We start from the raw sequence: 19685 nt of genomic DNA, 5'->3' as shown, positions 1-19685 counted from the left end.
ACCCCTCTCCGCCTCCTTCCCCCGCCACCCGTACGGGCCGCGCCCGCGGTGCTCGCCGCCCCGCGCCGCCCACGGGCGCCCGTCAGGGAACCCCTCGCACACCAAGGAGCCCCGATGTCCTCGTCCCCGCGCACCCTCCGCAGAGCCCTCACCGCCGCGACGGCCGCCGCCGCGGCCCTGTCCCTCACCGCGTGCGGCGCCGTCACCGCGGCCGACGCCGGCAGCACCGCCGACGGCGGCTTCGAACTCGCCCCGTACATCCAGGAGCGGCTCGACGACGACAAGCCGATGCGCATCAAGCTGAGCTACCACGACCCGTCGCTGGCCTTCGCCACCCCGATCACTGCGGGCATGAAGAAGGCGGGCAAGGAGTTCGGCGCCGACGTCTCCCTCATCGGTCCGACCGGCGGGGACGCGGCCAAGCAGGTCTCCGAGATCCAGACGCTCATCCAGCAGAAGGCGGTCGACGGACTCGCCGTCTCCTCCGCCTCCAGCGACGCCCTGAAGCCGGTCATCAGCCAGGCCCACAAGGCGGGCATACCGATCATCTCCTTCAACACCGACAACCCCGACTCCGAGCAGATGGGCTTCGTCGGCCAGGACCTCAAGGGCTCCGGCAAGGCGCAGGCCGAGGAGCTGCGCAAGAACCTCGACGGCGACGTCAACGGCAAGTCCGTCGTGGTCTTCTCCGTCGACACCGGCGCCGGCTGGTCGCACGACCGGTTCAACGGCTTCAAGGAAGGGCTGGACGGCAGCGGCCTGAAGATCGTCGGCCCGGTCAACGTCGGCAACGAGCCCAACAGCGCCTACAACACCGTGGAGTCCACCATGTCCGGCCAGTCCGGCGTGGTCGCCGTCGCCGGCCTGGACTGCTGCTCGACCACGGCCGCCGCCAAGTGGGTCGCCCAGTCCGGCAAGACGGACGACATCACGATGGGCGGCTTCGACCTGCTGACCCAGACCTCCGAGTACATCGAACGCGGCGTCCTGGACTTCACCATCAGCCAGAACCCGGCCGAGCAGGGCTACCAGGCCGTCAAGGTGCTCAACGACTTCCTCACCAAGGGCACCGAGATCAAGGGCGTGGACACCGGGGCGCAGTTCATCACCCGCGACAACCTCGCCGACGCCACCGTGGAGGACTGATGACCACCGCACCCCGCGACGCCGCCCCGGGCGCGCCGGACCGCACGACGGCCCCCGGCGCCGCCGGACCGGCCGTCCGCATCCGGGGCCTGACCCGCAACTTCGGCCCGGTCCGCGCCCTGCGGGACGTCTCCTTCGACGTGCCGGCGGGTGAGGTCACCGCGCTGCTGGGGGAGAACGGCGCCGGGAAGTCGACCCTGCTGAAGATCCTCGCCGGGCTCCAGCCGCCCAGCGAGGGCGGGGTCACCGTCTTCGGCGAGGAGGTCACCTCCTACGAGCCGAGCACCATGCTGGGCCGGCACGGCGTGGCCATCGTCCCCCAGGAGCTGTCGCTGCTGCTCGACCGGACCGTGGCGGAGAACGTCCTCAGCGGTGTCGAACCCGGCAACCGCTGGTTCCCCTCCCGGCGCCGGATGCTGGACCGGACGGCCGAACTCCTCACCGAACTCGATCTCGACCTGGACCCGAACGCCTCCGTGCGGTCCCTGGATCTGGCCACGCAGCAGCTCATCGTGGTGGCCCGGTCCATCGCCCGGGGCTGCCGCGTGCTGATCCTGGACGAGCCGACGGCGATGCTCACGCCCGCCGAGGCCGACCGGCTGTTCGCCCTGATGGCCCGGCTGAAGGCGGCCGGGACGACGATGCTCTACGTCTCCCACCGCATGCCCGAGGTGTTCCAGCTCGCCGACCACATCCAGGTGCTGCGGGACGGCGCCCACGTGGCGTCCTGGCGGGCCGAGGAGACCGACCCGGACCGGGCGGTCGCCGCGATGGTCGGCCGTGAGCTGGGCGGCTTCACCCGCCGCGCGGAGCAGGCGTCCCGCCCGCCGGCGTCCGTGGCGCCGGCCCTGAAGGTGCGGGACCTGAGCGGACGGCGTCACCAAGGCGTCTCCTTCGAGCTGCGCCCGGGCGAGATCCTCGGGGTGGCCGGGCTGCCGGACTCCGGCCGGGTGGAACTGCTGCACAACCTCTTCGGCGGGGACCCCGGCACCGGGGGCACCGTGGAGCTGCTGGGCCGGCCCTACGAGCGGCGCAACCCGATCGCGAGCGTGGAGCGCCGGCTGGCGTTCGTGCCCGGCGAGCGCCGCGCCCAGGGCCTGCTGACCACGATGAGCGTCGGCGACAACATCGGCGCGCTCACCGCGAGGACGTTCAGCCGCCTCGGCCTCGTCCGGCGCCGCGCCTTCGACGGGGCGGCCGCCGAGCAGGCGCGGCGGCTGCGGGTGAAGACGGCCGGCCTCGGCCAGCCCATCACCTCGCTGTCCGGCGGCAACCAGCAGAAGGCCGTACTGGGCCGCTGGCTGGCTATCGACCCCGGGGTGCTGATCCTCGACGAGCCCACCCGGGGTGTGGACATCGGCGCCAAGGCGGAGATCTACGCCCAGCTGTCCGCGCTCGCGGACCAGGGCCTGGCGATCCTCTGCTCGTCGTCCGACCTGCCCGAACTCCTCACCCTGACCGACCGCATCGCGGTGATGAGCGAGGGCCGCCTGGTGGCCGTCGTCGACACCGCCGAGGCCACCGAGGAGTCCGTGATGACCCTCGCCACCGGGGCGGCCCCGGCCGCCGCGTAGGCGCCGCCCGCCCCAGCCGGGCCCCGACCGGCACCGGGGCCCGCCAGATCCGAGCCGGCTCCTCGAAGAGCCGCGGAAGAAAGGCAGAACGACCATGAAGCGCTCCGGCATCCTCCATGCCGAACTGAGCGGTGTCCTGGCCACCCTCGGCCACACCGACCTGCTGCTCGTCGTCGACGCGGGGTTCCCCGTGCCGCGCGACGCCCACCGCATCGACCTGGCCATCGCCGAGAACCTGCCCGACCTGCGGACCGTCCTCGACCTGATCGCCGACGAGCTGGTCGTCGAGGGCGTCGTCCGCGCGGAGAACGTCCCGACGCACCACCCCCGTCTCGACGCGTGGCTCCAGGGACGTTTCCAGGGCGCCGAGTTCACCGCCCGGCCGCACGCCGAGATGCTCGGCGAACTCGCCCGCGAGGCGAAGGCCGTCGTGCGCACCGGGGCCTTCGAGCCCTGGGGCAACATCGGCCTGTACTGCGGTGTGGACGCCCCCCGGTGGTTCGGCGGCGAGGACGTCGTCGTGCCCGAGGAGTACGCGTCCAAGGTCTGATCCGCCCGCACGTTCCTCCGGAGCCGGGCCGCCCGCCCGCTCCGGCAACCCGGCGGCCCCCTCCACGGAGGTCCCCCGGCGGTCCGCCCGCCGGGGCCCCCGGCCGCACCTCACTTCCCAGGGAGAACCCCATGTCCAGCACCACCACCGCCGACGCCGCCGACCTCGACCTCACCCCGGCCGAGCTGGCGTCCTACATCCAGCACACCAAGATCGACCCGGACGCCACCCGCGAGGAGATGGCCGCCCACGCCCGCGAGGCCGTCACCCACGGCTTCAACGCGGCGATGGTGCCCGCCTCCTGGCTGCCCCTCGTGGTCTCCGAGCTCAAGGGCACCGGGGTCGAGGTCGCCACCGCGCTCGACTTCCCGACCGTCGGGGTCATGACCAGCGCCGGCAAGGCGGCCGAGGCCGAGGAGATCGCCCGGCTCGGGGCGGACCAGCTGGACATCGGCGTCCAGATCGGCTGGCTCAAGAGCGGCCGCTACGACGACTTCCGTGAGGACATCGCGGGCGTCGTGCGGGCGTCGGGCCTGCCGGTGAAGGTCATGCTGGAACTGCCGTTGCTCACCGACGCGGAGAAGGAGGCGGCGGTCGAGCTGGCCATGGAGGCCGGCGCCGCGTTCCTGAAGAACGCCAGCAGCGGGCAGATCGAGACTGCGAATCCGACCAGTGTTCGTTACCTTGTTGACCGGGCGCGGGACGGAGTCCGGGTCAAGGCCTCCGGTTCAATCAAGAGCTACGGTCAGGGCCTCGAACTGCTGCGGGCGGGTGCCTCCCTGCTGGGGACGAGTGCCGGACTGGCCATCATCACGGACAGCGGGAACGAGTCCACCGTCAGCTACTGAGCGGGCCACCACCGCCGTCCCCGGCCGCGCACCGCGGCCGGGGACGGCCCTGACGTCCGGAGGGACAGGTGTCCTTCCGGTGACAACGGAGAAGGAGTTGCGACCACGGTGACGGCCGACGAACGGACATCCCCGGGCATCAAACGGGACGTCCCCACGGCGATCCACGTGCAGATCTCGGAACACATCCGGCTGCGCATCGCCAGTGGCGAGTGGCCCGCGCACTACCGCCTCAAGAGCGAGCCGGAACTGGCCCAGGAGTTCGGCGTCAGCCGCGGCACCCTGCGGCGGGCCCTGACCACGCTGATCGAGGAGGGCCTGCTGCGGCAGGTGCGCGGCCGGGGCACCTTCGTCACCTCCACGACCATCGAACCCGCGATCGCCCAGAAGTTGAGCACTCTCTCCGAGGACTTCGCCAGCCAGGGCATCGTGACCACGACGTCGGTGCGCGAGTGCTCCCTGATCGTGCCGCCGCGACCGGTGGCCGCCCTGCTGGACGTCACCCCCGGCACCCAGGTCCTGCGCCTGGTCCGGGTCCGGCGGACCGAACAGGGGCCGGTCGCGCTGCTGTTCAACTTCGTCCGCACCGACCTCGCGCCCGGGATCGAGGAGGTGGACTTCACCTCCTCCAGCCTCTTCGGCACCCTGGAGGGCACGTACGGCCTGAAGATCGCCACCGCCCGCCGGACCTTCAGCGCCGAGGCCGCCACCAGCGACGTCGCCACCGCGCTGGACCTGGCCGAGGGCGCCCCGGTGCAGTACCTCCAGCAGGTCACCTACCTCTCCGACGACCGGCCGGTGGAGTACTCCGACGTGTGGATCCACAGCGGCCGCCTGCGGGTCACCTCGCTGCTGCTGCGCCGCTGAGGCGCCGGGGGCGTCGGTCGCGGCCGTCCGTCGCCCCCGGCAGCGGAGACCGGGACGCGACGGCACCGGACCCGGCCGGCCTCTGCGCCGCCGGCCGGCGCCACCGCGCTCCACCCCGCGCCACCGCGCTCCGCCGGGGACGCGGCGCTCAGGGCCGGTCACGACCGGCTCAGAGCCTGGTCAATGCCCGCTCAGTGCCTCGTCGGTGCCTGGTCGGTGTCCGCTCAGGGCCTGGTCGGTGCTGGTCAGTGTCCGCTCAGGGCCCGCGAGTTGGACCAGGAGCGGGTGGACAGCACCAGCGGGTAGCCATCGGGGTCCCGCACCGTCACGCCCCAGGTGTCCCAGTACGGGTTGTGGGCCGGCACCCGCGTGCCGCCGTGCCGCTCCAACCGCGCCACCAGCGCGTCGGGCACCGGTTCGCCGAGGTAGACGACGAGGAGGTCCTCGGGGGTCGGCCGCGGCTCCATCGGCGCCGCCGGGTCGTGCACGAGTTCCAGGTGCCAGGCGGCGTCCGGCCAGCCGACCATGAGGAGCGAACCGTCGCCGGGCGTGCCGTCCGCCGCGCGGCGGAACAGGACGTCGAGTCCGAGTCCGGAGACCCAGAACTCCTCGGCGGCCCACAGGTCACGCGAGGGCCGGGCGATGCGGATGTGGGCGGCGGCGTCGGCCGGCACTGCGTACCTCCTGCGTGCGGGAACGGCCGGCGTACGCCATGGCCGTCCGTGGACATCGACGGCGACGAGCCTAGGGACCGTCGGACGGCCGGTGCCATCGGGCGCTGGTCCTAGGCCACCGCCGAGCGGCCGATCGCGTCCGGGGACGCCGGGGGTGCACACGGGACGTACGGGCGCTTGCCACCCGGCTCGGTGCAGCAGTGCAACGGCCTCGGGGAGTACGGCCGTCGGGCCCGTCATCGGCGCTTCGGGCGTGTCGGTGCACGCCGCCCCCGGCCGCCCCGTCCGCGCCACCCCCGGCCGGCTCCGCCGTCGGTCCGCCGCGGGCGGCGGCCCCGGTGCGGGTGTCGGCGCAGTCGTCGTCGGGCCCGGTGACGCGGGGCCCGGTGACGCGGGGCTCGGTGACGCGGGGCGAGGGCCGCCGCCCAAGACTCCGCCCACCCGGCCGGGGTCCGGGGCACGGATGATCGACCATCTGCCAGACTGCGCACCGATTGTCGTACGGACTGGATCGAGTGCGGGGCCCATGAGCGACCACAGTGTCACCGACCGGACGCCGCGGCGGGGCGGCCACCGCCACCGCCGCCGCGTCACCGCCGCCGGTGACGTGCACACCGACGCGCAGTTGACGGCCCTTCTGCGGGACGGCGGGGACGCGGACGCGGCCGCGGAGCTCTACCGGCGCCACGCCGGCGCCGTGCTCGCCTACGCCCGCACCTGCTCCCGTGATCCGCACACCGCGGAGGACCTGGCCTCGGAGGCGTTCACGCGCACGGTGCGGGCGGTCCGGGAGGGCAAGGGGCCCGCCGAGGCGTGGCGCCCGTATCTGCTGGCCGTCGTCCGGCACACCGCGGCCGAGTGGGCGGACCGGGCGCGCCGGGTCGACCTGGCGCCCGAGTTCGACGAGTGGCTGGAGACGACGGCCCGGCCCCCGGGCACGGACCCGGCGGCCGGAGGGCCGAGCGGTGAGGACGTCGTGGTGCGCGCGGTGGACGGCGGGCTGGTCGCGGCGGCCTTCCGTTCCCTGCCGGAACGGTGGCGGGCGGTGCTCTGGCACTCCGTCGTCGAGGAGGAGCCCGCGACGCGGGTGGGATCGCTGCTGGGCCTGACGCCCAGCGGCGTGACGTCGTTGACCGCGCGGGCCCGCGAGGGGCTGCGGGAGGCGTATCTGGCGGCGTACGCGGAGCAGGGCGCGGCGGACGAGGAGTGCCGCCGGTGCAGCGGGCGGCTGGCCGCGGCGGTACGCCGGTCCCGGCCGCGCCGGGACGTCGCGCTGGACCGGCACCTGGAGCGGTGCGGTCGGTGCCGCCGCGCGGTCCGGGACCTGACCGACCTCAACCAGAGGCTGCGTACGGTGCTTCCGGCCGCGGTGCTGCTGTTCGGCGGGCCCGCCTACCTGCAGGCCCGTGCCGCCGCGGCGACGGCTGCCGCGCCGGCGGCGGGCGGCGGGATCGCCGGGGCGAAGGCCGGTGCGCTGGCCGCGGGCGCGGTGGCGGTGCTGCTGGGCGGCTGGGCGCTGTGGCCCGGCGGCGGCGCGGAACCGGACGCGTCCCCGCCGGCGGTGGGCGCGGCTCCGTCGTCCGCCGTCCCGAAGGCCGCGTCGGAGTCCCCGGCCCGGCGGGCCCCGTCCACGTCGGCGAGCCCGTCGCCCGCCCCGTCGGCCTCCCCGGCCCCGACGGCCTCCGTCCCTCCCCCGCCGCCGGCGCTGGGCGCCCCCGGCACCCTGAGCTTCGTGTCGACCGGCGGCTGCCTGGCGATCCCGGGCGGTGCCGCCGCCGGGGCCGGGGTCCGGCCGGTGGAGGCCGCCTGCGACGGCGGTGCGGGTCAGCGGTGGGTGCTGCTGGAGCCGTTCCCCGGAGACCGGGCGCGCACGCAGGTGCGCAACGAGGCGACGGGGATGTGCCTGACGCGGTCGGGCAGCACCAGGGACCACGCGCCGGTGGACCAGCGGCCCTGTGACGCGGAGCGGGCAGCCCAGTTGTGGAACCTGTGGACGTCCGCGGCCGAGGGCGAGGCGGCCCTGCGCACCGCCGACGGCACCCGCTACCTGGGGCTGGTGGAGTGGGCGAAGGCGGACCGGGACCAGTCCCACGGTCCGGCGGTCGGGACCACCCGTTACTACTACGGATCCGCCTCCATGAGGTTCCGCGTCGAGCCCCGCATGCTCGGCGGATGAACCGGAAGGCAAAGAACACGTAAAGTCGCGGGACGGTGCGCGGGCGCCGGACTCCTCCCCCTCGGAAGCATGTCCAACCCTTCCGAAGGAAACGGACCCATGAAGACATCCACCCTGGGCCGGATCGCCCTGGCCACCGGCATCACCGCGCTGGCCGCCGGCCTCCTCCCCGCCACGGCGCACGCGGACGACGCCGTGGTGGAGCGCAGGACGCTCCCCGTCCTGGTCGAGTTCACCGACAGCGCCTTCCAGCACCCGGACGAGGTGAAGGCGAGCACGCCGGACACCTACTTCGGCGCGAAGAAGGACTCCCTCGCCTCCTTCTTCTCCGAACTCTCCCGTGACCGCTACCGCGTGGTCCCGGTCGTGGACGAGCAGTTCGTCGGACCGATCACGCTGCCGATGGCCGCGAGCTGCGAACACGGCCGGATCAACACCGAGACCCAGAAGGCGCTCGCCGAGCGGGGCCTGGTGCGGGGTGAGGACTACGACAGCCTGTCCATGGTCTTCCCCGCGCAGAAGACCGGGTGCGCCTGGGCCGGCCTGGGCAGCGTCCCCGGCCCGTACACGTGGATCAACCTGCACGGCACCGTCAGCGGACTGGGCGTGGTCGGCCACGAGTTCGGCCACAACCTGGGGCTCGGCCACCAGTCCCGCACCATGTGCGACGACGGCGACCTGGTCGACTGCGAGTCCAACGGCACCAGCGCCAAGTCCATGATGGGCGGCGGCGGTCCGGCCACCGGCCTGTCCGCCCCCGAGATGATCCGGACGGAGTGGCTCTCCTCCGACGAAGTGGTCCGGGTCACCGAGTCCGGTACGTACAGGCTGCGTCCGCTGCACGGCGAGGGCAGCGGCAAGCGCGCCCTGGACATCCCGATGGGCAAGGACCGGCTGGTCGTGGAGTACCGGCACGCGGCCGGCTCCTTCGACCAGGACCTCGAGGGCGTGCACGCCTACCGGGTGCCGGAGGGCAACTACGGTTCCTCCGCGCTGATCGACATGACCGAGGCCAACAAGACGTCCAACAACGACGCCCCCGCCGACGCCGACGCCGTCACCGCCCTCTCGGACCGGGCGAGCAAGGTCTCGGTGGCCGTCGTGTCCTCCGGCGACGGGCGCGCCGAGGTGAAGGTCGCCCTCGACGGCGAGGACCTCTCCGCCGTCGCCGACGCCCCGGAGAAGACCGCCGACCCCGCCCCGGAGCACACCGGCACGGACACCGACGCGGGCGACGGACGGTCCGAGGGAGCCGAGGCCAACAGCGGCGGCCGGAAGGAGGTCGCGGGCGACGGCCCGTCCGAGGACCTCGCGGCCACCGGCGGTGACGCCTCCACCCTGCCCCTGGCCGCGGGCGGCGCCGCCCTGGTCGCCCTCGGCGCCGGAGCCCTGTTCCTGCTGCGCCGCCGCCGGCAGGGCTGACCCGGCCGCCGTGGTCCCGGGTCCCTGCCCCACGGCGGGGCCCGGGACCCCGGCGCCGCCGCCCCTCGGGCTCCCGCGGGGCCGGCGCCTTCACCGCCGTCGCGCGGGCGGGGGCGCCGGACCTGCACGGGCGCGGCGCGGGGGTGCCTGCCCGGCCGGAGGACCGCGCACGGCGTGCGGCGCGCCTCCGGCCCGGGGCCGGTCGGCCGGTCAGCCGGACAGCCGGTCAGCCGGTCTGCCGGTCAGCCGGTCAGCCGGTCAGCGGGTTCTTCCCCGGGGCTTCAGCGGCGTCGCGGGACGTTCGGGGGCGGGCAGCGGGTCCCCGTCGTAGCCCTTGACCTCGCCGAACGGGGTCCCCTCCATCCAGTCGCGGCGGGCCTGTTCGATCTCCTCCTGGGTGCGGCCGATCTCCTCCCGGCCGTCCCACCCTCGTGCGGGTCGGTCCGGTTCCCCGGCCGCCGCCGGCCGCTAGCCGATCAGGCGGCGGCGCCAGTCCAGAGGGGTGACGGTGACGACCTTGCCGGGGTCGCCGTCCCACTCGGTGCCCAGACCGGCCGCCGCGAGGGCGGCCACGACCTCCTGGCCGACGGCCGCCGCGGTCGCGGGTGCGCCGTCGAAACCGCCGTACAGGAGCGGCAGTCCATGGCCGGCCGCGGCGGAGTCCGTGCCCTGGGAGTGGAAGTAGACGAAGCCGCGGGCGTCCGGCCGGCCCACTCCGCCGATCTCGGAATCGCCGCAGTTCCGGCAGCAGGTGAAGTTCTCGCGGGCCGTGATCCCGGCGGCCTCCAGCGCGGAGAACGCGCGGGTCAGCCGCTCGGGGTCCGTCTCCCCCTGCCAGCCGGCCTGCTCGGCGACCCGTTCCAGCCACAGCCGGTCGGCCAGCGCCCGTGCCTGCTCCCGGGAGACGGGCCGGCGGTCGCCGGTGACCAGGTGGTCCTCGGCGATCTCCGCCAGGTCGGCGCGGGTGACGTAGCCGCCGGCCAGCGCCTCACGGACCCGTGTCTCCAGCTGCTCGCGCTCCTCCGCGCCGAGGTCGGGCGGCGGCACCTCGCGGGCGGGGCCCAGGTCCAGCGGCGTCCACCGCGGTCCGCTGTCCCACCCGGCCTCCTGGCGGGCCCAGCCGGTGAGCACCGCGATGACGGCCCCGGGCCCGTCGGCCGTCGTCCGCCAGTGCCGGTCCGGGGCGCCGTCGCGGTGCTCCAGCGTGTAGTCGCCGCCGGCCTCGTGCCACACCTGGGCGAAGACGTCGGGCAGGTCGGGTATCCGCTGCAGGACCAGGAACCGGTCGCCCGGCCCGCCGATGCACCGGACCAGCCCGGCCAGCGCCTCCGCGGACACACGGACGTGCCGCTCCCGGTTCTCCGTCTCCACCACCGTCTCCAGCATGCGCAGACTCTGGCACACCCCACTGACAGCGGGCACGCGCGCACCGGTCGGCGACAGCGGCGCATCGACCACCACCGACCAGCGCCGTGTCTCCCGCCTCGGCCCCCGGCTAGTCCTGGTGGTCGTCCTCGAGCCTGCGGCGACGTTCCTGTTCACGCTTGGAGTAGGCGGCTGCTCGGATCGCCTCGTCACTCTCCAAGCCTGATCCCAGTGCACCGCCCACGGTGGCGACCGAAGCGACGAACCAGGCGAGCGTCAGGTACTCCGTGAGGTGCAACGGGCTTCGCGTCATGAAAGCGAACACCTGGTCGTTGAGGATGAAAAGCGCCCACACCAGGTTGATGACCAGCAGCCCCGCGTAGCAGACGAGCACCCCGATACCCACGGTCACGACCGTCGAGGCGTTGTACAGAGCCGCCCTCTTCCTCTCTTCCGGCGAGATCTCCGCCGTTCTGTACCACAGGTGCGCGTCCACGATCAGCCAGCCGATCATGAGCGCGATGGATCCGACCATGGCGATCACGAGACGGGGGGTGCTCAGGGACGCGGCAAGGCTCCAGACGGTGGCGTTCACGGTGGCGATCGCTCCCGTGGCGAGTGCGGCCGCCAGGGCCTTCGACAAGCCCGGCACCAGCCGCCACGGCCGGTTGGCCCGGACCATGCCGGCGAGCACCCTGAGGTAGCCGCGGGGCCCGCCGGTGGGTGTACCGGAGATCGGCGGGTTCGTCCTCATCGACCGGGCCCGGACGGACCGGCGCGAGAGGATCGTCGAAGGGGCGCGGCGGCGCGTCCCGCCGACCCGTCAGGCTGAGGACGGCCTCCTCCACCGCCCGCTGGGCCCTCGTCTGCAGCCGCCGGCCCCCCAGTGAGGGCAGGGAGAGCAGCGCCAGGCCGTATTCGTGATTCAGATCCACCACGAGTTTGCGTCCGTGCGAGTGCAGCGGAAGGTCGGTGAGGGCCACGACGACGTCCCAGTCCTCCGCGTCCGCGCGTTCCTTGATCCGGCGCATCACGGTGGGCGGGTCCTCGCTCCCCGCGGTGACCGGCTCACTGACCACCCTGACGTCGAACCGTCGCCCCTTGCCCGATTTTCCGGAGAGCCGGCGGGGAAGTCTCCGCGCCATACGCTCAGCGATCTCCGTCGGCGTGTCCGGATCTGCCAGGAGAGCCACGACCGTGACGCCCTGCGACGGCTTCGGCATGGCTGGACCCTTCGCGTCGGCTGCCCCACGAAACCGCAAGTGCCCACAGGATGCCCCTGGACTGCCGTCGTCGCCACGTGAACACGTCGGATCCCTGCCACCGGGGCGCCTCCTGGTCCTGACGGGGCAATCCGGGGTGGGTCGGTTGGGCCCGGCATGCGCACGTGTTCCCGTGCTCCATCGGTCAAGCTGGGCCTGAACGACAGGGGGCTGGGAGCCGCCCGGCGCCCGCAGCCGGAGGTTGCCATCATGACCGTGATGTCCATCGCCAGGTTCGAGAGGTTCTTCCGTACGGCCGCAGGGCTGAACGTCGACAAGAACGACCTCAAGCGATACAGCGACTTCGTCGACGCCAAGCTCTACGATCTGCTGACCGTCGCCCAGGCCACAGCCAAGGCCAACGACCGCGACATCATCCGGACGTGCGACCTGCCGATCACGAAGGGCCTGCAGGAGAGCATCCATCGCTTCCGGGCGATCGACGAGGAAGTGGAACTCAAGCCGATCCTCGAACAGCTCGCCACCCACCCCCCGCTCGACCGCACACCCGACCAGGACACCGAGGCGTCCTATCCGGACATCATCGGCGGACTCAGCCTCGCCCTTGCCCAGAGCTTCAAGATCCTCCAGCCCGACCTGAAGAACCCCCAGACCCAGCACTGGGACGAAGCCCGAGCCGTCTTCGACCTGCTCCTGTAGGACGCCCGGATTGTGGGGGACCGTCGTCGCGGGGACCATCGGACGCATGGACACAGACGCGTCCGTCGGGTCGGGGGAGCTGTTGCTGGAGGAATTCCTCAGGGCGGCCCAACTGGCATCGCCCGAGGAACTGCCCGTCGTCCTGAACCGGTACGCAGAGGCCATGGGCCTGGGGAGAGCAGCGATCTACCTGGTCGACATCCAGCAGAGACTGCTCGTGCCGTTCGTCGAGGACGGGCCGGATCTGGACCTCGACACGTCGCTGGCAGGGTGGACCTACCGCACCGACTCACTGCGAGTGGAGGAAACCCCCTCCGGTGAGCTGAACGTATGGCTGCCCCTGGCCGACGGAGCGGAACGCCTGGGCGTGCTGGGACTGACCATGGGCACCCTGGACGGGCTCAGACTACGGCGCTGCCGGACGGCGGCGTCGCTCCTCGCGCTGATCATCACATCCAAGCGCACCCACAGCGACACCATCGCCCAGCGCATGCGCACCAGGCCGATGCATCTGCCCACGGAAATGGTGAGCGCCTTCCTCCCTCCCCGCTCCATCGGCACCGGGCGGGTCGTCTCGACGGCGGCTCTGGAGCCTGCGTACGAACTGGGTGGCGATGCGTTCGACCACGTATTCACCGAGGACCTTCTGCACACCACGATCCTCGACGGCATGGGGCACGATCTGGCGTCCGGACTGACCACCGCTGTCGCCATGGCAGGCTGCCGCAATGCCCGGCGCAGCGGGGCAGGCCTCAGCGAACTCGTGGCCACCGTGGACGATGCGCTGGCGACGTGGCTCCCGGAGCAGTTCTGCACGGGTGTCTTCGCTCAACTGCACATGCCCACAGGTGTGCTGAGATGGTGCAACTGCGGTCACCCCGCTCCGCTGCTCATCCGTCGCCACCGTCTGCTCCCCAAGGCGTTCGAGCGGCCGCCCGAGCCTCCGCTGGGCCTGCCCGCGCGTCTCGCCGAGACCGCCCGTCAGGTGCACGAGGTCGGCCTCGAACCCGGTGACCGCGTCCTGCTCTACTCGGACGGCGTTGTCGAGTCCCGCAACGAGGCGGGCGAGGAGTTCGGCCTGGAGCGCTTCACCGACTACATCATCCGGTCGACCGCCGCGGGGCAGAACGCCCCGGAGGTGCTGCGCCTGCTCATCCATGCCGTCCTGGACCACCGGCACAACTCGCTCAGCGACGACGCCACGATCGTGATGTTCGAGTGGCAGCCCCCTGATCCGTGACCGGAGGAGCCGGAGGGCACCTGGGCCCCGGCCCCTCGTCGCCGGGTCACGGCAGGAGCGCGGCGAACGAGTTCGGCACCCGGGATTTGAGGTGCTCCCATTCGCCGGCGCTCACATGAAGCGCCAGAGTTTTCAGGACGGTGCGCACCAGCCTCTCGGCGCCGCCCTCGACGGCGTAGGGGAATTCGCTCCGGACCCGTGCCAGGAACTCCTCGTTGCTCATCCTCACCGGCGTCTCGGCCGGTTTCCAGCCGTCGTAGTAGACGCCCCTGACGATGGTCGGCAACTGGGCGCCGAACTGCACGGCCGTCTCGACCGGGAGACGATCCCGGAGCGGATGCAGCACTGCCCGCAGCGCCGCGTAGGACTGCTTACGCCGTTCCTTGGGCCATCCGAAGGCCTCCTCGACCTCCTTGAGGAGGCGATTGGCTTTGTCCACCATGGTGTCGAACGAGGAGAAACCTGTTTCAACCATGTGTGCGGGCCTTTCGTTCCGGTGTGCCTCGAGGGCTCAGTCCGCGAGGTCGGCCTTGCCGAACAGGACCGCGTAGCTCGAGGGAAGCTGGCTGATGATCTGATTCAGTTCGCCGCCGGTGACGGCGTCGGCAACGGTGCTCAGGACCGCGCTGGCGTCCCACTGCGCCGTACGGGGCCGGGCGTTGGTGCGTTCGGCGACCCGGCGGTGGAATTCCTCGATCCCGAAGCTCTGCGCCCGTTGTGGCGTGGCATCGTGGAGGAACTGTCCCAGCGGGCCGGGCAGCTGGGATGCCAGATCCCTGACCTCTCCGGGGCTGATCCGCTGGGCCAGCACTTCGAGCACGGCCTTGGTGACATGCTCGGCTTCGTCCTGATCCTTGTACTCGCCTCGCTCGCGTACCCGGGCGAGGAATGCGTCGTACTTCATTGCTGCCTCCTTCTGTACGGGTCACCGCTGGTCATGGGGGTCGTCCGGCGCGCTGCCGGACCGGCCGCGTCCGTCCGCCGGCGCATAGCTGCCCTTGCCGACGCCCTTGATCCTGGCCTCCCGCTCGGACTCACGCAGGGCACGGCGGAATCGTCCGGGGCCCCAGGAGCGGCCGGCCACGGCCTGTTCGAGTTGGTCGCGGCTCGTGGGACCGGATTCCTGGAGCGCCTGGGTGATCTGTTCGACCTCGTCGTCGAGGCGTTGTTCGGCCATGGCGGACGTACGGCTCGCCGTTCCCGCGGTGCCGGCCATCCCCGGCGAGTACATCCGGCTGCCCTGCCCGGTGCCCGGGCGGTAGCGGCGGGCTCCGGTGCGCTCCCGCTCCCGGCGGCGCGCGGTGCGGTCGGCGATCCGCTGTTGCCGCTCGTCCGCGGCCCGCCGGTCGCGCTCGGGCAGGCGGCGGTCCCGGGCGTCCTGCGGCGCGGGCTCGTCACGCCAGGCCGCCTCGGCTTCCTCAGCGGTGAGGGGCCGGGCGATGTTCTCCAGAGACTGCTGTTCGGCCCGGACACCGAAGAAGACCTCGGCCAGCCCGCCCAGCGCCATGGCTGCCGCCCCGACCAGGAATCCGATGGCCACCAGGTCCGCGTCGCCACTGTGGATCAGATGACCGAACAGCAGCGGGCCGGTGATTCCGCCCACGGCCGTGCCGATCGCGAAGAACAGCGAGATGGACAGGGCCCGGGTCTCCATGGGGAAGACCTCGCTCACCGTCAGGTAGGCGGAGCTCGCTCCCGCGGAGGCCACGAAGAAGGTCAGCGAGACCAGCAGGAAGAACCACCATGCCGTCAGGGCGCCGTTGACCAGCAGGACGGCGAGGACGGCTGCCACGACGGCGGAGCCGAAGTAGGTGCCCGCGATCATCGGCTTTCTGCCCACGGTGTCGAACAGCCGGCCGAGGAGGAGTGGTCCGAGGAAGTTGGCGATGGCGAAGAGGGCCAGGAAGTAGGGGACCGAGCCCGATCCGACGTCGAAGAAGCCGTTCAGAATCGTGCCCAGGTCGAAGACGATCGCGTTGTACAGGAACGCCTGTCCGACGAAGAGCGCCAGACCGAGAACGGCGCGCCGCGGGTACCGCCGCACGGCCACGCCGGCGATCTCCCTGAACGGGATGACGTCGCGCTGCCGTACGGTCACCGCTTCGCCCGGTTCCGGCAGCTCGCGCTGGATCTCTTGGCGCACCTCAGCCTCGATCCGGTCGACGATGCGTTCCGCCTCGGCTTCTTTCCCGTGGATGAACAGCCAGCGTGGACTCTCCGGTACATGCCGGCGTACCAGCATGACGCCCAGGCCCAGGATGCCGCCCAGGCCGAAGGCCAGCCGCCAGCCGAGGTCGGCCGACAGCAGATTCTCGTTGAGAAGCAGCACGGCGACCAGGCTGCCGAGCGCCGCACCGATCCAATAGCTGCCGTTGATGGCCAGATCCGTCTGCCCGCGGTTGCGGGCCGGAATCAGCTCGTCGATGGCCGAGTTGATCGCGGCGTACTCTCCGCCGATGCCCATACCGGTGACGAAGCGGGCGAGGTAGAGGAACCAGGCGTCGTGCGCGAACGCGGTCGCGACGGTGGCGAGGATGTAGATGCCGAGCGTGAGCATGAACAGCTTCTTGCGCCCGTAGCGGTCGGTGAGCCTCCCGAACAGGAGAGCACCCGCGCATGCGCCGGCCACGTAGATGGCGGCGGCAGTCCCGATGTCGGCACTGGTCAGGTTGATGCCGCTGCCCGGCTCGGTCATCCGGACGGCGACCGCCCCGACGATCGTCACTTCGAGTCCGTCCAGGATCCAGACGGTTCCCAGGCCGATGACGATCCGCCAATGGAACCGGGACCATGGCAGCCGGTCGAGCCGGGCGGGGACCTTGGTGGTGACGACACCGAGGTCGGCGGTGGTGGTCATGCCGCGCCTCCTCGTTCAGGACCATGGTCCGTTCCGTGAGGGACAGAACAGGCCGGAGTGGGCCGGTCCGCCTAATGTGGTCTTCTGTGCTGCGCTGCCACCTCCTCGGACACCGTTATCGCTTTCTTCATGAGGGCGACACGATGCTCTGGCGCTGCGCGCGCGAGTGCGGAGCGAAGGGAAGCAAGCGATATCCGACACCTCAGGACGCCGAGCGTTACGCACGGGCGTTCGACCGCGAGGACCTGGCGGACATGGGCCGACGGACACCGCTGGGCCTGCTCCCTCTCCGGCTGCTGCGCACCTGGCGCCTGCGGCGCCGCAAGGAGGCCGGCGGCGGGTCCCCACCGCGTGAGGGGTGACACGGGACGCACCTGATGACCGACCCCGGAGGTCGCAGCTCGGCAGCCGAGCCGCGGTGCCGGACGGGCGTCCGGAACCGCGGCGTTCGCGTCAGCCGCCGCTTCCGGTGTCTTCACTCGACTCGCTGATCTCGACGCGCCGGGGCTTGGCTACCTCGGCCTTGGGGACGGTGATGGTGAGCACGCCGTCCGACATCTGCGCGCTGATCTTCTCGGTGTCGACCTCTCCGGGCAGCCGCAGCCGGTACTCGAAGGCCCCGGTGCGGCGGGTGCTCCGGCGCAGGACGCCCTTGCGTTCCTTCTCCTTGATCTCTCCGGTGACCACCAGCTCCTGGCCGCTCGCCTCGACGTCGACGTCCTTGCTCTTGACGCCGGGGAGTTCGATCTCGACGTGGAAGGCGTCGTCGGACTCCGTGACGTCAGCCAGGGGTGTCCACGCGACTGCGGTCGCCGCGCCTCCCACCGTCGATTCGATCAGCCCGCTCATCTCGCTGAGCAGCTGGTCGAACTCCGTCAGCGGATTGCGGGCCCAGCCGAGCGGCCTGGCCTGTGCTGTGGCACCTCGGTGGTGCCGGACGGGCGTGGCCATTCCCATCGCCTCCTTCTCCTTCTCGTGATCTCGTCGCCCCCTTGGTGTCAAGCGAGCCAAGCGGACTCCTTCGGACGGGTCTGCGGGGAGTCGTCGGTGCCGCCCGGCTCGACCGTGTGGCCCAGGTAGCGGTGCACGAAGTGGATGCTCATCGCGCCGTCGCCGACGGCGGAGGCCACGCGTTTCACCGAGCCGCTGCGGACGTCGCCGGCGGCGAAGACGCCGGGCAGGCTGGTCTCCAGCGTCAGGCAGTCGCGGCCCTGGCTCTGCCACAGTTCGGGGACCGAGCAGGCCTGAGCGTCCGCGCCGGTGAGCACGAAGCCGCGCGCGTCGAGGGCGAGCGCGCCGGACAGCCACTCGGTGTGCGGGTCGGCGCCGGTGAAGACGAACAGGGCCCGCACGGCGAGCCGGCGGTGCGTGCCCGCACGGTGGTCGACCACGGTGACCGCCTCCAGGACCTTGTCGCCGCGCGCCTCGGTGATCTCGGTCTGCAGGAGCACGCGTACCCGCGGGTGACGCTCGATGTGATCGATCAGGTAGCGGGACATGTGCTCGTCGAGGCTCTGCCCGCGGACGAGCAGGTACACCTCGGGCGCGTACTCGGCCAGGAAGAGCACGGCCTGGCCCGCGGAGTTGCCGCCGCCCACCACCGCCACCGGGTCGGTACGGCATTGCTGGGCCTCATAGACGGTCGCCGAGTAGTGCACGCTCGCGGATTCCAGCGGTTCGATGCCGGGCACGCGGAGGCGGCGGTAGCGGGCGCCGGTGGCCAGGACGAGGGCACGGGCGGTGATCTCGCTGCCGTCGGTGAACCCGACGGCGTAGTGGCTGCCCCGCCGTTCGAGCCGGGCAGCCTCCGCCGGCATGCCGATCCGGGCGCCGAACTTCTCCGCCTGGAGCACAGCGCGCTCGGTGAGCTCGGCGCCGGAGATGCCGGACGGGAAGCCGAGCAGATTCTCGATGCGGGAGGACGTCCCCGCCTGGCCGCCGGTGGCCAGCGCCTCGACCACGGTTGTTCCGAGGCCTTCCGAGGCGGCGTTCACTGCGGCCGCGAGACCGGCCGGACCGGCCCCGACGATGAGGAGGTCGAGGTGGCTGTCGCCCGACGGCAGGGGCGGGAGGCCGATCAGCCGGGCCAGTTCGGCGTTGCCGGGATTGCGCAGCAGGGTCGTGTCCCGCCAGAGCACCAGGGGTGTCTCCTCCGGACCGACCCCGAAGCGGCGCAGCAGCGCCTCGGCTTCCTGGTCCGTCTCCAGATCGATCCAGCGGTGCGGCAGGCGGTTGCGGGCGGCGAACTCGCGCATCCGCCTGGTGTCGGGCGAGTAGCGTGAGCCGATGATGCGGAAACCGGCGCCCTGCCCGACGAGCAGGGCACGGCGGCCGAGGCAGGCGCGCAGCACCACATCGCCCAGTGCGGAGTCCCGGGTCACCAGGTCACGCAGTTGGTCCATGGACAGGACCAGGATCTCGCCGGGGTCCCTGACCACGGCGGTGTAGAAGGCCACCTGTCCGTTCAGGAGGCCGAGTTCGCCGATGAAGCGGCCGGGGCCGTGCACCCGTAGCAGCCGTTCGTCAGGCGTGCCGTAGCCCTCCACGATGGCGAGCGCCCCGCTGAGGACGACGTAGAACGACTCGCACCGCTCCCCCTCCCGGATCAGCACGTCACCGGCGTCCACCGTGCGCCGCCGGCCTCGCTGTGCCAGGAGGGCCAGCTGGTCGTCCGAAAGGCGCGGATAGGCGCCGTAGACGTCAGGAGTCTCGAAGGGGACGCTCTCCTTCTGCTCGCCCGGCGCAGGTGCTGCGCCCGGCTGCGTCTCGTGGCCGGGCATCACACGAACGCCTCGTGGGCGAAGCACCACCGCCAGTTCTCGCCGGGCTCCAGCGACGCCGCGATCGGATGGCCGTCGGCGGCGGCGTGACGGCGGGCGTGCCGGTTCGGCGAGGAGTCGCAGCAGCCGACGTGGCCACAGGTCAGGCAGAGCCTGAGGTGGAGCCAGGGGGAATGCGTGGCCAGGCATTCCTCGCATCCCGCGGTGCGCGGGGTCACGGGGCGTACGAGGGCGAGGTGGGGGTCGGTCCGTACGGTCATGGCC

General features: G+C 72.3%; 18 protein-coding genes and 2 pseudogenes. 10 read left to right on the top strand and 10 right to left on the bottom strand.

What is annotated here, in order from left to right; translation table 11 throughout:
- Positions 1-114 precede the first annotated feature (114 nt).
- From AB0F01_RS25355 to AB0F01_RS25335, 5 genes are all read left to right on the top strand, one after another.
- Positions 115-1146 carry a substrate-binding domain-containing protein gene (locus AB0F01_RS25355; RefSeq protein WP_362100029.1) on the top strand — a complete coding sequence of 344 codons (1032 nt, stop codon included), beginning with the start codon at positions 115-117 and terminating at the stop codon, positions 1144-1146.
- Positions 1146-2720, top strand: a complete 1575-nt coding sequence (locus AB0F01_RS25350) for a sugar ABC transporter ATP-binding protein (RefSeq protein WP_362100027.1) — start codon at positions 1146-1148, stop codon at positions 2718-2720. The genes AB0F01_RS25355 and AB0F01_RS25350 overlap by 1 nt, the downstream gene beginning before the upstream one ends.
- Before the next feature lie 94 nt (positions 2721-2814).
- A complete protein-coding gene (gene rbsD / locus AB0F01_RS25345) occupies positions 2815-3270 on the top strand; it encodes a D-ribose pyranase (protein ID WP_362100024.1) in 456 nt (151 codons plus the stop codon).
- Positions 3271-3401: 131 nt separating this feature from the next.
- The gene (gene deoC, locus AB0F01_RS25340; protein WP_362100021.1) at positions 3402-4118 is read left to right on the top strand and encodes a deoxyribose-phosphate aldolase; all 717 of its coding nucleotides are present in this window, start codon (positions 3402-3404) and stop codon (positions 4116-4118) included.
- A gap of 108 nt (positions 4119-4226) precedes the next feature.
- Entirely contained in the window at positions 4227-4985 is a 759-nt protein-coding gene (locus AB0F01_RS25335; RefSeq protein ID WP_362100019.1) for a GntR family transcriptional regulator, read from the top strand.
- A 245-nt stretch (positions 4986-5230) separates the two neighbouring features.
- On the opposite strand, the gene AB0F01_RS25330 is transcribed toward AB0F01_RS25335, so the two are convergent.
- Positions 5231-5659: a VOC family protein gene (locus AB0F01_RS25330; RefSeq protein ID WP_362100017.1), complete on the bottom strand. Its 429-nt coding sequence runs from the start codon at positions 5657-5659 to the stop codon at positions 5231-5233.
- Positions 5660-6185: 526 nt separating this feature from the next.
- Between AB0F01_RS25330 and AB0F01_RS25325 the strand changes: the two genes are divergently transcribed.
- Together AB0F01_RS25325 and AB0F01_RS25320 are read left to right on the top strand one after the other, a co-directional pair.
- Complete coding sequence (locus AB0F01_RS25325; RefSeq protein ID WP_362100015.1) at positions 6186-7835, top strand: sigma-70 family RNA polymerase sigma factor; 1650 nt, start codon at positions 6186-6188, stop codon at positions 7833-7835.
- Between the two features lie 99 nt (positions 7836-7934).
- Entirely contained in the window at positions 7935-9257 is a 1323-nt protein-coding gene (locus tag AB0F01_RS25320; protein ID WP_362100012.1) for an LAETG motif-containing sortase-dependent surface protein, read from the top strand.
- A gap of 258 nt (positions 9258-9515) precedes the next feature.
- Here AB0F01_RS25320 and AB0F01_RS25315 read toward each other — a convergent pair.
- The 3 genes and pseudogenes from AB0F01_RS25315 to AB0F01_RS25305 form a co-directional block, all read right to left on the bottom strand.
- Positions 9516-9665, bottom strand: a pseudogene (locus AB0F01_RS25315) (pirin family protein); the annotation flags it as partial.
- Between the two features lie 60 nt (positions 9666-9725).
- Positions 9726-10643, bottom strand: a complete 918-nt coding sequence (locus tag AB0F01_RS25310) for a hypothetical protein (protein ID WP_362100010.1) — start codon at positions 10641-10643, stop codon at positions 9726-9728.
- 109 nt (positions 10644-10752) lie between these two features.
- A pseudogene (locus AB0F01_RS25305) lies at positions 10753-11845 on the bottom strand (hypothetical protein).
- 249 nt (positions 11846-12094) lie between these two features.
- Here AB0F01_RS25305 and AB0F01_RS25300 point away from each other — a divergent pair.
- Together AB0F01_RS25300 and AB0F01_RS25295 are read left to right on the top strand one after the other, a co-directional pair.
- Positions 12095-12544: a DUF1931 family protein gene (locus tag AB0F01_RS25300; RefSeq protein WP_362100007.1), complete on the top strand. Its 450-nt coding sequence runs from the start codon at positions 12095-12097 to the stop codon at positions 12542-12544.
- Between the two features lie 46 nt (positions 12545-12590).
- A complete protein-coding gene (locus AB0F01_RS25295) occupies positions 12591-13784 on the top strand; it encodes a PP2C family protein-serine/threonine phosphatase (RefSeq protein ID WP_362100004.1) in 1194 nt (397 codons plus the stop codon).
- Positions 13785-13830: 46 nt separating this feature from the next.
- On the opposite strand, the gene AB0F01_RS25290 is transcribed toward AB0F01_RS25295, so the two are convergent.
- The 3 genes from AB0F01_RS25290 to AB0F01_RS25280 are packed head-to-tail and all read right to left on the bottom strand — an operon-like array spanning position 13831 to position 16641.
- Complete coding sequence (locus tag AB0F01_RS25290) at positions 13831-14259, bottom strand: DUF2267 domain-containing protein (protein ID WP_362100002.1); 429 nt, start codon at positions 14257-14259, stop codon at positions 13831-13833.
- A gap of 36 nt (positions 14260-14295) precedes the next feature.
- The gene (locus tag AB0F01_RS25285) at positions 14296-14688 is read right to left on the bottom strand and encodes a DUF2267 domain-containing protein (protein WP_362099999.1); all 393 of its coding nucleotides are present in this window, start codon (positions 14686-14688) and stop codon (positions 14296-14298) included.
- Positions 14689-14709: 21 nt separating this feature from the next.
- Positions 14710-16641 (bottom strand): MFS transporter, encoded by a 1932-nt coding sequence (locus tag AB0F01_RS25280; RefSeq protein WP_362099996.1) that lies wholly within the window; start codon positions 16639-16641, stop codon positions 14710-14712.
- Positions 16642-16784: 143 nt separating this feature from the next.
- Here AB0F01_RS25280 and AB0F01_RS25275 point away from each other — a divergent pair, with 143 nt between their 5' ends.
- Positions 16785-17003 carry a hypothetical protein gene (locus AB0F01_RS25275; protein WP_362099993.1) on the top strand — a complete coding sequence of 73 codons (219 nt, stop codon included), beginning with the start codon at positions 16785-16787 and terminating at the stop codon, positions 17001-17003.
- 91 nt (positions 17004-17094) lie between these two features.
- On the opposite strand, the gene AB0F01_RS25270 is transcribed toward AB0F01_RS25275, so the two are convergent.
- The 3 genes from AB0F01_RS25270 to AB0F01_RS25260 are packed head-to-tail and all read right to left on the bottom strand — an operon-like array spanning position 17095 to position 19681.
- Positions 17095-17592, bottom strand: a complete 498-nt coding sequence (locus AB0F01_RS25270) for an Hsp20/alpha crystallin family protein (RefSeq protein WP_362099991.1) — start codon at positions 17590-17592, stop codon at positions 17095-17097.
- Between the two features lie 47 nt (positions 17593-17639).
- Positions 17640-19421, bottom strand: coding sequence for an FAD-dependent oxidoreductase (locus AB0F01_RS25265; RefSeq protein WP_362099989.1), 1782 nt, complete (start codon positions 19419-19421; stop codon positions 17640-17642).
- Positions 19421-19681, bottom strand: coding sequence for a UBP-type zinc finger domain-containing protein (locus tag AB0F01_RS25260; protein WP_362099986.1), 261 nt, complete (start codon positions 19679-19681; stop codon positions 19421-19423). The genes AB0F01_RS25265 and AB0F01_RS25260 overlap by 1 nt, the downstream gene beginning before the upstream one ends.
- Between the last annotated feature and the right edge of the window lie 4 nt (positions 19682-19685).

It is taken from the genome of Streptomyces sp. NPDC029526, from assembly GCF_040637405.1.
Classification (GTDB): domain Bacteria; phylum Actinomycetota; class Actinomycetes; order Streptomycetales; family Streptomycetaceae; genus Streptomyces.
Note: the sequence above shows the minus strand (reverse complement) of the source record. Positions and strands in the feature narration are given on the sequence as shown.

Coding starts and splice junctions, on each gene's coding strand:
- AB0F01_RS25355 (WP_362100029.1), top strand. CDS start 115: ATGTCCTCGTCCCCGCGCACCCTCCGCAGAGCCCTCACCGCCGCGACG.
- AB0F01_RS25350 (WP_362100027.1), top strand. CDS start 1,146: ATGACCACCGCACCCCGCGACGCCGCCCCGGGCGCGCCGGACCGCACG.
- rbsD (WP_362100024.1), top strand. CDS start 2,815: ATGAAGCGCTCCGGCATCCTCCATGCCGAACTGAGCGGTGTCCTGGCC.
- deoC (WP_362100021.1), top strand. CDS start 3,402: ATGTCCAGCACCACCACCGCCGACGCCGCCGACCTCGACCTCACCCCG.
- AB0F01_RS25325 (WP_362100015.1), top strand. CDS start 6,186: ATGAGCGACCACAGTGTCACCGACCGGACGCCGCGGCGGGGCGGCCAC.
- AB0F01_RS25320 (WP_362100012.1), top strand. CDS start 7,935: ATGAAGACATCCACCCTGGGCCGGATCGCCCTGGCCACCGGCATCACC.
- AB0F01_RS25310 (WP_362100010.1), bottom strand. CDS start 10,643: ATGCTGGAGACGGTGGTGGAGACGGAGAACCGGGAGCGGCACGTCCGT.
- AB0F01_RS25300 (WP_362100007.1), top strand. CDS start 12,095: ATGACCGTGATGTCCATCGCCAGGTTCGAGAGGTTCTTCCGTACGGCC.
- AB0F01_RS25295 (WP_362100004.1), top strand. CDS start 12,591: ATGGACACAGACGCGTCCGTCGGGTCGGGGGAGCTGTTGCTGGAGGAA.
- AB0F01_RS25290 (WP_362100002.1), bottom strand. CDS start 14,259: ATGGTTGAAACAGGTTTCTCCTCGTTCGACACCATGGTGGACAAAGCC.
- AB0F01_RS25285 (WP_362099999.1), bottom strand. CDS start 14,688: ATGAAGTACGACGCATTCCTCGCCCGGGTACGCGAGCGAGGCGAGTAC.
- AB0F01_RS25280 (WP_362099996.1), bottom strand. CDS start 16,641: ATGACCACCACCGCCGACCTCGGTGTCGTCACCACCAAGGTCCCCGCC.
- AB0F01_RS25275 (WP_362099993.1), top strand. CDS start 16,785: ATGCTCTGGCGCTGCGCGCGCGAGTGCGGAGCGAAGGGAAGCAAGCGA.
- AB0F01_RS25270 (WP_362099991.1), bottom strand. CDS start 17,592: ATGGCCACGCCCGTCCGGCACCACCGAGGTGCCACAGCACAGGCCAGG.
- AB0F01_RS25265 (WP_362099989.1), bottom strand. CDS start 19,421: ATGCCCGGCCACGAGACGCAGCCGGGCGCAGCACCTGCGCCGGGCGAG.
- AB0F01_RS25260 (WP_362099986.1), bottom strand. CDS start 19,681: ATGACCGTACGGACCGACCCCCACCTCGCCCTCGTACGCCCCGTGACC.